The organism is Caballeronia udeis (genome assembly GCF_001544555.2).
In the GTDB taxonomy this organism is placed as follows: Bacteria; Pseudomonadota; Gammaproteobacteria; order Burkholderiales; family Burkholderiaceae; genus Caballeronia; species Caballeronia udeis.
This window is the reverse complement of sequence record NZ_FCOK02000023.1, coordinates 75811-89454: the sequence shown is the minus strand read 5'-3', so window position 1 is coordinate 89454 and position 13644 is coordinate 75811. Positions and strand designations below refer to the sequence as shown.

Annotated in this window: 12 protein-coding genes and 7 pseudogenes; 12 read left to right on the top strand and 7 right to left on the bottom strand. The window is 58.5% G+C overall.

The window, feature by feature from the left end:
* Positions 1-47 precede the first annotated feature (47 nt).
* Positions 48-335 carry a DUF6723 family protein gene (locus AWB69_RS18185; protein ID WP_063977846.1) on the top strand — a complete coding sequence of 96 codons (288 nt, stop codon included), beginning with the start codon at positions 48-50 and terminating at the stop codon, positions 333-335.
* A gap of 68 nt (positions 336-403) precedes the next feature.
* Here the strand turns inward: AWB69_RS18185 and AWB69_RS18180 are convergent, their stop codons facing one another.
* Positions 404-835, bottom strand: a complete 432-nt coding sequence (locus AWB69_RS18180; protein ID WP_062087184.1) for a response regulator — start codon at positions 833-835, stop codon at positions 404-406.
* Between the two features lie 247 nt (positions 836-1082).
* On the opposite strand from AWB69_RS18180, the gene AWB69_RS18175 reads away from it, so the two are divergent.
* Together AWB69_RS18175 and AWB69_RS18170 are read left to right on the top strand one after the other, a co-directional pair.
* Positions 1083-1802, top strand: coding sequence for a YrzE family protein (locus AWB69_RS18175; protein ID WP_062087183.1), 720 nt, complete (start codon positions 1083-1085; stop codon positions 1800-1802).
* A 209-nt stretch (positions 1803-2011) separates the two neighbouring features.
* Entirely contained in the window at positions 2012-2617 is a 606-nt protein-coding gene (locus AWB69_RS18170; protein WP_082913462.1) for a YsnF/AvaK domain-containing protein, read from the top strand.
* 510 nt (positions 2618-3127) lie between these two features.
* Here the strand turns inward: AWB69_RS18170 and AWB69_RS18165 are convergent.
* Entirely contained in the window at positions 3128-3496 is a 369-nt protein-coding gene (locus AWB69_RS18165) for a hypothetical protein (RefSeq protein ID WP_062087182.1), read from the bottom strand.
* A gap of 819 nt (positions 3497-4315) precedes the next feature.
* On the opposite strand from AWB69_RS18165, the gene AWB69_RS18160 reads away from it, so the two are divergent.
* The 3 genes and pseudogenes from AWB69_RS18160 (at position 4316) to AWB69_RS18155 (ending at position 6262) form a co-directional block, all read left to right on the top strand.
* Positions 4316-5194 (top strand): manganese catalase family protein, encoded by an 879-nt coding sequence (locus AWB69_RS18160; protein ID WP_062087181.1) that lies wholly within the window; start codon positions 4316-4318, stop codon positions 5192-5194.
* Between the two features lie 216 nt (positions 5195-5410).
* Positions 5411-5578, top strand: a pseudogene (locus AWB69_RS48720) (hemerythrin domain-containing protein); the annotation flags it as partial.
* Positions 5579-5591: 13 nt separating this feature from the next.
* Positions 5592-6262, top strand: a pseudogene (locus AWB69_RS18155) (HAD family hydrolase).
* A 246-nt stretch (positions 6263-6508) separates the two neighbouring features.
* Here AWB69_RS18155 and AWB69_RS50795 read toward each other — a convergent pair.
* Positions 6509-6652 (bottom strand): annotated as a pseudogene (locus AWB69_RS50795) (glutathione-dependent formaldehyde dehydrogenase); the annotation flags it as partial.
* A 75-nt stretch (positions 6653-6727) separates the two neighbouring features.
* Here AWB69_RS50795 and AWB69_RS45860 point away from each other — a divergent pair.
* Positions 6728-7135 (top strand): sensor histidine kinase, encoded by a 408-nt coding sequence (locus tag AWB69_RS45860; protein WP_331712680.1) that lies wholly within the window; start codon positions 6728-6730, stop codon positions 7133-7135.
* A 109-nt stretch (positions 7136-7244) separates the two neighbouring features.
* Here the strand turns inward: AWB69_RS45860 and AWB69_RS47785 are convergent, their stop codons facing one another.
* Positions 7245-7607 carry a hypothetical protein gene (locus AWB69_RS47785; protein WP_156528890.1) on the bottom strand — a complete coding sequence of 121 codons (363 nt, stop codon included), beginning with the start codon at positions 7605-7607 and terminating at the stop codon, positions 7245-7247.
* Positions 7608-7819: 212 nt separating this feature from the next.
* Here AWB69_RS47785 and AWB69_RS50790 point away from each other — a divergent pair.
* From AWB69_RS50790 to AWB69_RS48715, 4 genes and pseudogenes are all read left to right on the top strand, one after another.
* Positions 7820-8152: pseudogene (locus tag AWB69_RS50790) on the top strand (DEAD/DEAH box helicase); the annotation flags it as partial.
* A 104-nt stretch (positions 8153-8256) separates the two neighbouring features.
* The gene (locus AWB69_RS49465; protein ID WP_062087175.1) at positions 8257-9012 is read left to right on the top strand and encodes a RecQ family zinc-binding domain-containing protein; all 756 of its coding nucleotides are present in this window, start codon (positions 8257-8259) and stop codon (positions 9010-9012) included.
* A 274-nt stretch (positions 9013-9286) separates the two neighbouring features.
* Positions 9287-9990 (top strand): annotated as a pseudogene (locus tag AWB69_RS47075) (NRAMP family divalent metal transporter); the annotation flags it as partial.
* 433 nt (positions 9991-10423) lie between these two features.
* Positions 10424-10858 (top strand): hypothetical protein, encoded by a 435-nt coding sequence (locus AWB69_RS48715; protein ID WP_062087171.1) that lies wholly within the window; start codon positions 10424-10426, stop codon positions 10856-10858.
* 431 nt (positions 10859-11289) lie between these two features.
* Here the strand turns inward: AWB69_RS48715 and AWB69_RS49460 are convergent, their stop codons facing one another.
* Positions 11290-11538 carry a hypothetical protein gene (locus AWB69_RS49460; RefSeq protein ID WP_075643933.1) on the bottom strand — a complete coding sequence of 83 codons (249 nt, stop codon included), beginning with the start codon at positions 11536-11538 and terminating at the stop codon, positions 11290-11292.
* A gap of 223 nt (positions 11539-11761) precedes the next feature.
* Here AWB69_RS49460 and AWB69_RS18125 point away from each other — a divergent pair.
* Positions 11762-11944 (top strand): annotated as a pseudogene (locus tag AWB69_RS18125) (BPSL1445 family SYLF domain-containing lipoprotein); the annotation flags it as partial.
* Positions 11945-12264: 320 nt separating this feature from the next.
* Here AWB69_RS18125 and AWB69_RS45835 read toward each other — a convergent pair.
* Both AWB69_RS45835 and AWB69_RS18115 read right to left on the bottom strand, forming a co-directional pair.
* Positions 12265-12423, bottom strand: a pseudogene (locus AWB69_RS45835) (DDE-type integrase/transposase/recombinase); the annotation flags it as partial.
* Positions 12424-12495: 72 nt separating this feature from the next.
* Entirely contained in the window at positions 12496-13641 is a 1146-nt protein-coding gene (locus tag AWB69_RS18115) for a porin (RefSeq protein WP_062087167.1), read from the bottom strand.
* Between the last annotated feature and the right edge of the window lie 3 nt (positions 13642-13644).

Sequence of the window (13644 nt, the reverse complement as noted above, 5' to 3'; positions counted from 1 at the left end):
GCACGTCCAAAATTATTCGACTGAGATCGATATGTTTGGTGGCGAAAATGGCAAAAGGCCCGCGGAAAAATTTCACGCAATTCAAAGCAGTTTTACAACCTGCAATCCAGGGTCGATCGCTTGCCGATTTTCGAATCTACGCGTCGTATCGCGGAGTTCCCGGCCAGTTCTACGGCACGCTTAAGGTGGTGCGTTTGACCGATAAGCGGATCTTGTTCCCCTTCGAAGGGTGCCCGGAAATGGGCCCATTCGTAGACCCTCAATCGGCAGTCGATGCCGCGCAGCGGTATGGCGAACAGCTTGCATCAGGTGACCTACAGAATCCCGAGTTATAGCCGCGTTTAGAAGCGCCAAGACGGTACGCTGGGCGCACCTCATTGCACTGAGCAGAGGTCCGGCTCCCTCAGTGGGCGAACAGCGTGACCAAAGTGGCGAGCCGCGATGGTGCCTGTCCCTTTTGGCAATAAGCGTCGAACTCGTGGTCTACGACGTGTTGGCGCAGTTCTGCTTCGTCGAATGCTGTGAACGCAACGATAGCGACCTCTTTCGTACGCGCGTCACCTCTTAACGCTAATGCCGCTTGGTAGCCATCGCAGTCCGGCATCGATATGTCCATGAGGATCACGTGTGGCCTGAACTCAGTGGCGACAGACACAGCGGCATGTCCGCCAAACGCCGCCTCGCATTCCATCCCCTCGAGCGAAAGATAGGTCGCCAGCGCCTGCGCGGCCGAGACATTGTCGTCGACAACTAACACGCGTATTTTGGAAGTACCGCGCGTCACTCGGCGCGACGTCCAGACTGCCGCACGAGCGTTTCTATGTTCGTTTCCCATTAACCCTCCTCTTTTGGGAATTACCGAGCACCGGGCATGCCTGACGAACTTTTGTTTGCAGGAAGCAAGGTCGAGTATCGACTTTCAACGGTCATTCCCTACTCTAGCTTCAGCGAGCCAGTGCGGTGAGAGGAAGGGGCCGCGGCCGCGCGATCGATGCGGCATACGGCTTGCTCAGTCTTAGTGCACGCATTCGCGTGGCTGAAACAGGATCTCTAACGGCTTCTATTCCCACTTAGGAAGACATATGAAACTGCTAACCACCCAGGACGGACTGCCGCGACTTTCATGGGGTTCTGTGATTGCTGGCGTGATCCTCTCGTCTATTGTCTATTTGATCATGAGCGTCCTTGGTACCGCCATTGGAGCCTCTCTGCTCTCCCCGTTATCCCGGCCTGATCCTTTACACGGCTTCGGATTTGGGTCGGGCGTCTGGGTGATCGTAACGACGGTGCTGGCTGTCTTTATCGGTTCGTACTTTGCCGGTCGCTGCGCGCCGGTGCTTGGATGGCTGCACGGACTGCTGTCGTGGGCCGTTATGACCTTGCTGATTGTCTTCGGTATGACTTCATTGATCGGAGGTGCGGTGAGCATGGCCGGCAACGTTGCGGCCACGAGCGCACAAGTTGGGGCAACGGCCGCGAACCAAACCAGCACGGAGCCGTCGATGCTTAATTCGGCGAAGCAGCAGGTGCAGGCGGCCGTTGCGTCAGCCGCGTCAGCGGCGTCGAGCCCGGATGCGGAACAAGATGCGCGACAGGCCGCCGATACTGCCGCGCGAGGTGTCGCTCGCGCCAGCTGGTTCTCCTTCGCCGCGCTCATCGTGGGTGCCATCATCGCTATCGTGTCCGGGGGCGCGGGATTCCGTCATCAGCCTCCCTTTGAGGACGCCGGCGGCTCCGCCGTTGGGAACGACGCCGTTCCCGCGCGTAGCCGTGTGACGCGCCCAGGCAGCGGACGTCTGTGAGTTGACCGTAGGTCGGCCGAAGCAATCGCTTCGGCTTTTTTTCTTTGGAGCACACCCGTGGTACAGAGTGCGAAGCCGACGTCCGCCAATCCCCCGCCCTCTGATGGCGTTCACGCCGACGAAGTTCAGATCGCCGCAGTCCAGGAAGAACTCGAAGTCGGGGTGAAAACGACCGAGACAGGCGCTGTCCGAATTCACAAGACGAAGAAGTGAACCACTACCATGAGTCAATTCGCCGCGGTCATGCGTTACTGTCAGTGGACGTAGCAGACGAGTCGCAAGTTGACCGTGTCCGCGCCGCGCTCAATGGTGCCGGCGCCCTCGATATCGACGAACGCGTGGCACGGTGGAAGAGTTCCGGCTACAGCGGCTACGACAGTAGCGTTCCTGCCTATACGGCGGATGAAATTGCAGCGGACCGTCAGGCGTTTCCAGTCGTCAAAGAAGAACTGTCAGTGGGCAAGCGTGAAGTATCCACGAGCGGCGTTCGGGTCTATTCCCGGCTGACCGAAACGCCCGTCAGCGAGTCGGTGAACCTGCGCGAGGAACACGCTACGATCGACCGCCGTCCGGTTGACCGCCCGGCGACTGCAGCAGACTTGAAGAAAGGCTTCGTCGAAGTGCGTGAAACAGCGGAAGAGCCGGTCGTCGCCAAAACCGCACGCGTGATCGAAGAGGTCGTGGTCGGCAAGGAATCAAGCACTCGCACCGAGACGGTGAACGACACCGTGCGCGGCACGGATGGGGCGGTCGAGCGCGTGGCAGGGGAAGACCCCCAGCTGCGCCCGGACTCCACCACAAAGAAGACTCAATAATAGCCTTCGCCTTATGTATCGGCGGCCGTCGGGTCGCCGGTTCTTCTGCAATGAGTTCCTGACAGCCGTGCAGTCCTCCAACAATAGCCCGGCTGAAACGGGTGGACGCCTGATAGCTCGGCACAAAGACAAAGCACGCACGTTATTCAAAACCCGCCTTGAACCTTATCTAACCGCGGCGCGCTACCGCGGCAATTAGGCCGAGGACAACAAGGCCGCATCCCCCTAAAGCTCCAAGTGCGCCTAAAGACCCTAACGGGCGGGACTGCGCACCGGCGATCACGGTTCCAAGTGGCCAAGTCCCAATGCAGACGGTGAGCAACCCCATCATGCGACTGCGTAGGCGTTCGGGCGCTACGTCGATTACGATCGTGGTTTGAAAGATGTTATAGAGCGCACTAGCGAATCCCCCGACGAACAGTACGGCCAGGACGGGCACGAAAGGATGTTCCGACCACCCAACGAGTGACGCGACAACGAGCGCGAGGAAAAGGCCGGCAGCACCGGTAGCTAGCCAAACGATGGGCCGCCCGCGCGGCGTCCGAACAGCGATGACCAAGCCGGCGACGAGCGATCCTCGGCGGACGCCAGCAGACCCCATGGCTGACGACACTTTGAAAACCTGCAAACCAAGAGACGTGACGAGCGCGCCGTAGCTGTAACCTCCGATAAAACCCCGATGAACGCACCCGTCAACAGCAGCGGAAAACTTCGCGCAGCCGAGACGATCGCGACGGCAAGCCCGGAGCCCGTCGCCTGAAATGTGAAGAGGCCGGCAGCCAGTACCTCAAGCCAGAGCATCGCGTTTGCAATACCCGCAATCCAGAGCTCCCTGAGGCCAGACACCCTGTAGAGCGGCGCAGTCACTGATCGATCCATATTCTTGTCTCAATGCCAGTTAAGGACGCAGCCCGCTGCTATGCGTGTCGTCGCCCACGCTTACCCGCCGACCCCTTCGCCGCCGAATTGAAAAAATTGGCAATCCCGTATGTCGTTTTTCCAATCGAAATGCGACTGAACAATTCACTGCCGTATCTCGAGCAGCGGCCCGACGCAAATCACGGCTTGTTACCGAAGTCGCGATGGAAACAGCGGATTTTGCCGGCTCCCCGCCTGACTCGTCTTAAGTTTCCCCCCTACATTCGCGATATCCCCGCGCAGGGAAAACAACACGGCACCAATTACGTTTCCCCGTCGATCAGCATTCCTCGACAGATATGTTTTCGGTCGTTGGTGGGATTCGAGTCGACTTTTGACATTTTTATTTCGCAGTTCCTGTCTGTGCTCATTCCTGTTTTCTGTCCTCGGTCAAAGTCTACTTCCCCCTTCATTTCGCGATCCACGTTTCGGATTATTTTGCCGGAAGCCAGATCCTTAGGTCCTTAGATTTTGTTTCCCAATGCTTCGACGGTGCCTCGGTGCCGATTGTCACCGTACATATCCGAGCATCCGGTTTTTTAGTGAAAACCCGTTTTAGCGCTCTGGTGGTACGTCGATTGCACAGAACACTGCGCATCCCCTTTCTTAAACACTGCAACCTTCGCCAGGGCCGCAAGCCTTGAGAATCGAGCGCCCAGCACTGGGTGCGCTGTGCGGTCAAACGCAGCGCCGCTCGACCCAACGATTCGCACCTCCGTTTGACGCGTGTTCGACATGCGTATGGCGAAACGTTTCATTTAACCTAGACTGGAGATATCAATGTTCGTACACAACAAGCGCCTGCAATACACCGTCCGCGTTTCGGCTCCCAACCCGGGCTTGGCGAACCTCCTCCTCGAGCAATTCGGCGGCCCCCAAGGCGAGCTGGCGGCCGCGTGCCGGTACTTCACTCAGGCGGTCAGCGAAGATGATCCGGGCCGCAAAGACATGTTGTTCGATATCGCTACCGAAGAGTTGAGTCATTTGGAAATCATCGGCTCCATCGTTGCGATGCTGAACAAAGGCGCAAAGGGTCAGCTTGCAGAAGCCGTTGAGTCCGAGGCCGAGTTGTATCGATCGCTCACTGAAGGAGGCAATGACTCGCATACGACGGCCCTGCTTTATGGCGGTGGACCTGCGTTGACCAATTCGGCCGGCGTGCCCTGGACCGCGGCTTACATCGACACGATTGGAGAACCGACGGCCGACCTTCGCTCGAACATCGCGGCAGAGGCACGTGCAAAAATTGTCTACGAGCGGCTGATCAATGTCACTGATGACCCAGGCATCAAGGAGGCGCTGGGATTTCTGATGACACGCGAAATCGCCCACCAGAAGTCTTTCGAGAAAGCGCTGCACTCGATCCAACCCAACTTCCCGCAGGGCAAGCTGCCGGGCGTGCCCGAGTTCACGAGCGTCTATTTCAATATGTCAAAGGGCGACGACATCCGTGGGCCTTGGAACGAAGGCGGCGACTGGAAGTTCGTTGAAGACCCGCAGCCCGCTGTTGACGGCGGCGACGGACTCGCAACAGTTGGCGTAACGGAGGCCGATGTCGAGGTCCTGCAGGCGATGGCGTCCCGTACGGCTTCAGACGTCAATGCTGATCCGACGACCGGCGCGGATCTCGGCGCAGGTCAGGCGACTACGGCGAAGTAGGATCGACTGAATAGCAGCTGCATGAGTTCCTGTTTGGAAGGATGGCCCGCTTAGAGGGCCGTCTGTCTTATCGAGCCGCCCCTCTTACCGAGGTGACCAGCCTTCCAACGAGGTAGGCGGCAAGTGCTCGGGCATTGCTTGCCGAGGACACTCGCGGCTGACCGTAGGATCTCGCATACGTGCGCGCAACCCTTTTTAACTGAGCAGGCACACACTATGGACTTTGAATCGTTCGGAGCCTCCCCTCGCATTACAACGATGATCAAGCTCGATCACGCTCATGTATTGGCAGCTTTTCATCGATATCGAACAGACGGGCCTCACTGGCGCAAGGCAGCGCTCGTCAACACCATCTGCGCCGCCCTCGAAATCCATGCACCGCTCCGCGCGATTTCCAATGAAATCAGCCTTCATTTTTGATCTCGACGGCACGCTCATCGATAGCGTCTACCAACACGTGATCGCATGGACCGAAGCGCTGACGAGCGAAGGACTGAGCCTGCCCGTCTCCAGAATCCACCGCAAAATAGGCATGAGCAGCGAGCTCTTCGTGAAACAGCTTCTACGAGAGGTCGGTGGCCGCATCAATACGGATCGCGTCGACCGAATCAAAAAAAGACAGAAAGAGGCGTTCGACCGGTTGAACGGCCAGATTCAGCCGCTCCCAGGAGCCCGTGAGCTTCTTGCAGCATTGACTGGAGCCGATATACCGTGGGCAATCGCCACCAGCGGCAGTCCCGAGGCGACAGCCTCCAACATGGAAAAGCTGAGTCTGGACACATCGAAAACATTGGTACTCACGGGTGACGAGGTCGAGCACGGCAAACCCGAGCCGGATCTGTTTCTGAAAGCCGCCGAGCGTTTGGCGTTCCGATTGAGCGCGCGTACATCGTTGGCGACAGCATATGGGACCTGCTCGGCGCTCGGCGATGCCATGCGTTGGGACTGGGACTGACATCGGGTGGTGTCGGGGAAGAGGAACTCCGGGGAGCGGGTGCGATCCGCGTGTACGAGGATCCCCGCGACCTACTGGACCATCTGGATGAGTTGGCGGCGCATCCGAAGTAATCGTTTTATCCGAATGCAATTCACTACGAGCATGGTTTCTGCGACAGCGTAGTCGTAGGGTGGTTTGGGGCACTTCTCGAAGTGCCCCACTTTTTTCGTTGCGAAGGGATGATCGGCCTCGGGCCTGTCAGACCCTGACGCGCGTCGTCGGCGTACGTGGCGGCGCCATGGAAACGCCGCGCCGGCACCGTTCAACGCCGCGACGGCGACGCGATTGCGACATTGAATCACCGGTCCGCGCGTCCGCTACGGCTTGAGGACAACCTTGATGCAGCCGTCTTCCTTGTCGCGGAATGTCTTGTACATACCCGGGCCGCCTTCCAGCGGGACCGTGTGGGTGATCACGAAAGATGGATCGATCTGGCCCTCCTGGATTCGATGCAATAAATCGTACTGGGTTTGGGTATCAATATTTCTCCGACCAACGTCGACTTGGCTCGTCTGTTTGCCGATGAACTGAACCTGGTGCGAGCAGCGCACCCGGATCACCAGATAGATCTGGTGAGGGTGGGAGACTCTAAGGGTGTTTGGGACGGCAGACGGTTGGAGCAGTTGCTCGGCAACCTGGTCCTGAATGCGATCAAGTACGGAGCGCCAGACTCGCCGGTACGGGTGGTTGTGACCGCGGCGGACGAGGAAGTTCGTTTCGAGGTGAAGAACAGCGGAGTCGCCATTGAGCAACAAACCCTGGACCGGATTTTTGAGCCTCTCAGGCGAGGCCCGGATCAAGAGAACAAATACGACGCGGACGGCAATCCGGGACTTGGGCTGTATATCGCCCGCGAGGTTACCAAGGCTCATGGCGGCGACGTTGAAGCACGGTCCGACGAGGCAGAAACGGTGTTTACCGTGCGCCTGCCCCGTCATCAGTAATACACGGTTGCCTTCGTCGCCAACGGAATTTGCCGACAATCGGTTCGGAGAGCCGAGGAGATTAAAGCTCCTTTGCGCGCCCGCCGAACGGCGGGCTGCAGACTGTTCGTCAGTTACTCGATCCATTACTTGTCGAGCCTCCCGCGCCGGCCGTGCCCGGCTTCGCGCCTGTTCCGGTACCCAATCCACCGCCGGGGACCGCCTTACCCGGAGCACTCATTGCACCCCCCGTTTTCCCAGCTTGGTTTGGCGTAGACATTCCTACTCCTGAGCCGCCGGCACCGCCGTTGCCCGCACCGCCGCCACCGGCCGACCCTCCACCCGCCCCACCCGCGCCAGCGCCAGCGCCTCCGCCTCCGCCGGCACCAGCACCGCCGCCTGCACCCGCTCCACCGCCCGCTTGGGCGTACACACTGCACGACAATCCGAGAACCGTGACTGAAACTAGAAGTTGCTTAGCAAATGTTTTCATATCGCCTCCTTAGGCATTAGCGCTTCGAGCACGATTTTTCGGCCCGTGAAGGAGTAGTGCAAATACCGTTCCCTTGACGTGAGACCGATGGCGAACGCGAGTTTTTGCCAACAGCCTGTTTGACGAACATGTGATGCGCTCGGCGCGGCATTCGCTTTGCTAAGAAAAAGCGCTAAATCACCGATCAACGCACAGGGAAAGCCAGAAGCCAAATGGCCCTCGCTACCGAAGAACCCACACTGGTGGTCTCGCCCTTGATCTCGCTGATGAAGGACCAATTGGAGAAGCTGCTTGAGGCGGGAATCCCGGCGGCGTTACTGAACAGTTCATTGTCGGCGTCGGAGGAAAAGCAGGCTCTCGACGCGGTGACCGAGGGCGAATGTCGGATTCTCTTTGTGACACCCGAGCGTCTTATCAAGGAGGACTTCATCGCCATGCTCGACGCCCGCGACAAGGCAAAGGTAGCGCTGGTTGTCGTTGACGAAGCAAACTGCATCTCTGAATGGGGGCACGATTTTCGTCCCGCATTCGTCGAAATGCTGCATTCAATCAAGGCGCTTGGCCGCCCGCCTATTCTCGCCTTGACCGCAACGGCTACACCGGCTGTGATGACCGATATCTTCCACCAACTAGGCATGGATAACGCCGCGTGGTCAACACCGGCGTATATCGCGCCAACTTGCGCTTCACGGTCGAACAATTTACTAATCTGCAGGAAAAGCGCAAACGTCTCGTCGATAAGGTCACGGAACGAGAAGGCGCGGGCATCGTATATTGCGCGACGGTTGCGGAATGCAACGCGGTTCACGCGGCGCTCCTGGACGCAGGCGTCGATGCTCAACGCTACAACCGTACGCGCCGCGGGGCCGTCAAGCTGCAGGCACGCAGTGCGGATCAACTTGCGGACGAACGTCTGCGGGAAGCCGCGAAACACTACGCGGCGATGGCCGAGAATGACCGAAACATACTCGAACGAATGATCGGCTATGCGCAAAGTGCCCAATGCCGCTGGCGGATCGTGCTCGATTACTTCGCCACGCAGATGGTGAGCATCGATACATCGCGCGCAGCGGTATCGAGTGAGTATGGTCATGGCGATGCTGGGGCCAACATTCGCGATGAACTGAACGGCGGAGTATGCGGCACGTGTGACAATCGCCTGGCTCCGACCACGATCACACCGGGCCCGCGAGAGATGCACGAAGCGCAGCACGATGCGCAACATGCGCAGTTGCCCGCGCGAAAGACAAGGACCTGGGAGGCGGGCGACGAAGTATGGGTGCGCCGTTACGGCGCAGGCGTGGTGAAGCTTGCAAGCGGAGAGCGCGTCGCAGTGACCTTTCCGGATGGACAGACCCGCACGTTCATCTCGCGGTATCTGAGGCCGAAAACGAGCGACCGGTAGACGACGGCGCCCATGAGTTCGTCTACCTCGCCGCGAAGATCGAAGGCTTCGACAACGCTCCTCCGGATGACGCTCGAACAGACATGCGACTGTCTGGTCGCATGCGGCAGGATGCCGATGGAAGTAACGGCCCAACCTTGCCATCGATGTTGTAAGCTTTATAAGGCACACTGCGGCCCACCTGCGCAATGACCGCGGGCCGTTCAAGCGAACTGATGCCTTATATGTCCGTTGACATCAATCCGTCCGACACGCCCGATACCGAAGTCCAGTGATGCTGGAAAGGCTGGGGCCTGGCCTGATTACTGGCGCCTCGGACGACGACCCCAGCGGTATTGCAACCTACTCGCAGGCGGGGGCCCAGTTCGGTTTCAACATGCTGTGGACCATCATCATTACGTACCCGTTGATGGTGGCCATCCAGATGATCAGCGCGAGACTGGGACGGGTCAGCGGGCATGGACTCGCCACCAACATCCGGCGTTACTATCCAGCCTGGCTGCTTTACGGCTCTGTCGTTTTGCTTCTTGTCCAACACCATCAACATCGCAGCTGATCTCACCGCGATGGGAGCCGCGGTCAACCTCGTATTGGGCGGCCCGACGCGCGTCTATACCATCGGGCTCGGGCTCCTATCCGTTTTATTGCAAGGGTCCTTGGGACGACCACCAGTCCTTAACTGTTTTTCTGGCAGGCGTCTCAAGAGGTGAAAGAGATGCGCGCCGAGACCGGTCAGAAGGCTTTGAAGAACGCGCCGGCTCAGGGGCCGTCGAGCCTCAAACGCATTCGGATGGACACCTGGATCGGAATGGGATTCTCGAACCTGGTCGCTTTCTTTATTATTTAACCACTGCGGCGACGCTGAACGCCCATGGCATCACCAATATTCAGATCTCGTCGCAGGCCGCGCTCCCGCCCAAGCCCATTGCGGGCGAATTCGCATTTCTGCTCTTTAGCCTGGGAATCATCGGCACCGGAGCCAACCAACCCACCACGCGTAACCGTATCGAGATGGCGAACTTGCCCATGATCTTCGGATTGACGGCCATGAACATGTGCCTGCAATCCGCGTTCCTTCACGTTTCCGTACGGTTCTTGGAGCCGAATACTGCCGCTGCTCGCGTTCCGGCTAGCCATTGTTCGACGACATGCAATATCGACGGAAGACCGCGAACGACCGACTGGACCAGTTGCGGTTGTGACTGACAGGAAGAATCGTACGAGCGGCCGCGCTCGCAAGAAGGACGAACGCATTGGTGCGAACCGCCCAACTTGCACCTGGCGAGACTGATCCACTATCGGATATTCAACGACGGCGCAAGGAAAAGGCCACCCGCGCTTTTTGAGATTACCGAGCCAACCACCGTGCTTGGAAAAGCCCGAAGCCCATCTCGTACCGGGTCTTGACTAGATGGAGCACTTCCTGGTCAAGACGCTGATCGAAAATTTAACGATGATGAAAGCCAGCGATGAAGGCTTCGACGCCACCAAGGTCCTGATCGAGAGCGTCACGCATCATCTCGAAGAAGAAGAGTCGGAGCTGTTCCCGGGAACTGCGCAAGACCGGGCTCGATCTCGTGAACCTTGGCGAGCGCGTCGCCACACGCCGCGAGGCGCTGCAAAGCCGGCTCACCAAAGTGGCCACGCCGCACTGATCGCACCGCCCGGTCCGGTCCGCAAGGCGTTCAAGAATGTCCCGAGTCGGACGTTGGTAACGACCGGCTTGAGCAGTGCAATGTTCTTCTTGCCCCGCCCGCCTCAGGTAGGAAAAGAAAAGCAATTCTTTGCTCAAGATCCCGGTGACATGCGTGGTTTTCCAAGCGCGCCAAGTGCGTTTCGGCGGTAGCCCTCGCGTTAGCTCTCAACTACTCCAGTTGCGCACCGGTCCGACGACGGACAGCCATATCCGCAAACAGACCCCGTTTACTACGTAGCCGTGCCGAGCGAGGAATGAAGACAATTGCGTGCAAGGATTGGGCTTCGGGAAGGCAGTTTGCAAAAATGGGGGGGACCATAGATTTTGCACGCTCTCCATAAGTCCGCATTAACTTTGTCAATGGGCGCACTTTTCATCAGATGTGCTGTAGTCGCGCGGCTTGATCAGGTTATCCACTGGACACCCCGCCCGCGTAACCGATAGGCGCCACCCCCGCGCTTCAACAGGCCTGCTCTGCCTCGCTGCGGCAAGCGCATGGCAGTGGGTCAAGATTTCCTGATGGTTCAAGGACGTCGTCGGTTCCGTTTTCATCGTATCTCGTCAGCGCTTTTTAGCGCTCGTCACGCTGCAAGCCGATAACCGTTCATCGCCGGCTGTGTGCGCCTAGGGGGAAACACACACCAGCAGCCGTCATCGTGGCGAAAGAAGAAAATTGCACGCGATCCGGTCGGCGCGAATGCCTCGACGTGTACATAGGGTCCTTTGTCGTGGCCAACGCGACCGAATTGAACTACGCGGATCCGCATCCCCGGGACGGGTGTAAGCCATTTGTCGACGACAAAACGCAGGGATCTCTCTGAGATGGTCATGTCCTTCTCCTTCAACTTCGGCCGCACCGCTCACGCTAGTCGGCTGGTCGACGGACGAGAGCTACATGCTGCAGTCCGGCTTAATAAAAGAGTAGGATCGCAGAAGAATTAACGATAATTAATGTTATTTTGATTAACTATAATTCATGGTTTATATATCAACCTCGACGTTGAAATGAGGTACGAGCAGCAGAATGAATTCCGGTGGGCGGCCGAGTCACTACGCAACAGCGAAGGCTGGGCAGCCGGGGTTGACGCGACGGTCGCCGTGGTGAAGGTCGGGGCGAACGGCAATATCGATACGTCGACCGCGACCGCGCCGGTGCAGGCCTTCGTGTTGACCAACGCCGGCCTGATGGCCGGTGTCTCGCTGGAAGGCACCAAGGTCACGCGACTGAAGATCTGATGGCCACACGGTGTGCCCCGGCCCGGGTCGCGCTCGCATGCGGCCACAAATGACGGACCCGCCTGATGTGCCTGGCCTTATCGGAATCCGGCAGCAGGCGTAGTCAACCCGCCATGCCGGGTCCGGGCGCTCAGGGTGATGCGTATCTGAATTCAGGCAACGCCGTCAGGGAGTCCCGGCTGGCGAGTCCGGGCGGCGGCCGGCAAATGCATCTGCTTATCGACGACGCGCAGACTGTCAAAGGGCGCCGAGATCAGGTGGGTACCGGGATTTTTTGTTTTTCGCATTCCGAGGCGTTCCAGTCATATCCAGCGGTTTTCCTTTGCCGCCAGATAGCTGCGCAGTTGGTCAGCCACGATCTCGCGCGACGCTTCGGGACAAGCGGCAAGCACCCGTTTGAAAAACCGCTTGGCTGCCGCCTTGTCCCGACGTTTCCGCAGCAGGATATCGAACTCGACGCCATGCTGATCGACTGATCGCGGCGCCCGCACCTGGCACTGTCCACCAGTGCAAGTCATGGATTTCCGCACATCTTCCACGCTTGGTCATCTTCAGAACTTGGTGGTAATGCCCAGGATGACAGCGACCTGACTGGGCGTACTCGAACTCGACTCGAGATCCCCGATCGAACCGGCCGCAGACACAATACCGGTGCCGGCTGCGTTGAAGGTCGTGCCTCGTGCATGCGAGTACGCACTAATGGCATACAGCGTGGTACGCTTCGACAAGGAGTATTCGGTGCTGGCGGCGACCGTGTGATAAGTGGCTGATGACGCACCCGTCGATCTTGTATAGACGTATCCCACATTGAACGCCAGTGCAGGCGTAAGCAGGTACTGGAGCGACGTTCCGCCAGTATTGAAGGTTTCCGTCCGGTTGAATGCCGCTAGTTTGATGTAAGGCTTCCATTGCGCGTTGCTGTAACGAATGTTCGCCGTGAACGGCCCTATTACATACTGCGCCGCTACATGGGCGATCTGGCGCGAGCCGACGAACGAGACGCTGCCAAACAGTGGCGTGACCGAATTGTTATGGGTCAGGTCGGCCGTCCCCACCCCGGCCGCTCCGTCATTCTTCGCAAAGATATAACCCGCCGCTACGCTCAATGGTCCGCGTGTGTACGCCGCAGCACCGGAAATTGTGTCTTGCGATGAGACGCTGCCCGCCACGCCCCCAAGGGCATACATCAATTCGTATTGCAAACCGCCATAACTCGGACTCGTGTACTTGATCGAATTGTCGATCCGGAACGTGTTGTCGTTGTTGTCTGCATCGCCCGGTGTGGTGAACGCCGGACCGTAGGCGTCAGCCGTGATCGGTTGCACCAGGTCGACAGTGGGATCAAGTTGACGACCCATGGTGATCGTCCCGAGGGACTTCGACGCGAGCCCGACCCATGCGTTCTTGCCGAATTCACGACCGCCCTGGCGCAACGTGCCCGTATTGATATCGAAGCCATTTTCCAGGTTGAAGATCGTTGAGAATCCCCCTCCTAGGTCCTCTTTACCCTTGATCCCCCATTGGTTAGCCGTCAAGTCAGCGCCCTGCATGGCGAAAAGCGAATGGCCACCCACATTGTTGTAGTAGGCGAACGCGTTATCTATTTCGCCGTAAAGCGTAACGCTGCTTTGAGCGTAGGAAGTCGAAACGCCGCTCAATGCGGCCAAGGCAAGACTGGGAATCACGAGGCGTCGCATGGT

Excerpts from the sequence above, each read along its gene's own strand:
- AWB69_RS18160 (WP_062087181.1), top strand. The coding sequence starts at position 4,316 with ATGTTCGTACACAACAAGCGCCTGCAATACACCGTCCGCGTTTCGGCT.
- AWB69_RS48715 (WP_062087171.1), top strand. The coding sequence starts at position 10,424 with ATGGAGCACTTCCTGGTCAAGACGCTGATCGAAAATTTAACGATGATG.
- AWB69_RS18185 (WP_063977846.1), top strand. The coding sequence starts at position 48 with ATGGCAAAAGGCCCGCGGAAAAATTTCACGCAATTCAAAGCAGTTTTA.
- AWB69_RS47785 (WP_156528890.1), bottom strand. The coding sequence starts at position 7,607 with ATGAAAACATTTGCTAAGCAACTTCTAGTTTCAGTCACGGTTCTCGGA.
- AWB69_RS18180 (WP_062087184.1), bottom strand. The coding sequence starts at position 835 with ATGGGAAACGAACATAGAAACGCTCGTGCGGCAGTCTGGACGTCGCGC.
- AWB69_RS18165 (WP_062087182.1), bottom strand. The coding sequence starts at position 3,496 with ATGGATCGATCAGTGACTGCGCCGCTCTACAGGGTGTCTGGCCTCAGG.
- AWB69_RS18115 (WP_062087167.1), bottom strand. The coding sequence starts at position 13,641 with ATGCGACGCCTCGTGATTCCCAGTCTTGCCTTGGCCGCATTGAGCGGC.
- AWB69_RS49460 (WP_075643933.1), bottom strand. The coding sequence starts at position 11,538 with ATGACCATCTCAGAGAGATCCCTGCGTTTTGTCGTCGACAAATGGCTT.
- AWB69_RS18175 (WP_062087183.1), top strand. The coding sequence starts at position 1,083 with ATGAAACTGCTAACCACCCAGGACGGACTGCCGCGACTTTCATGGGGT.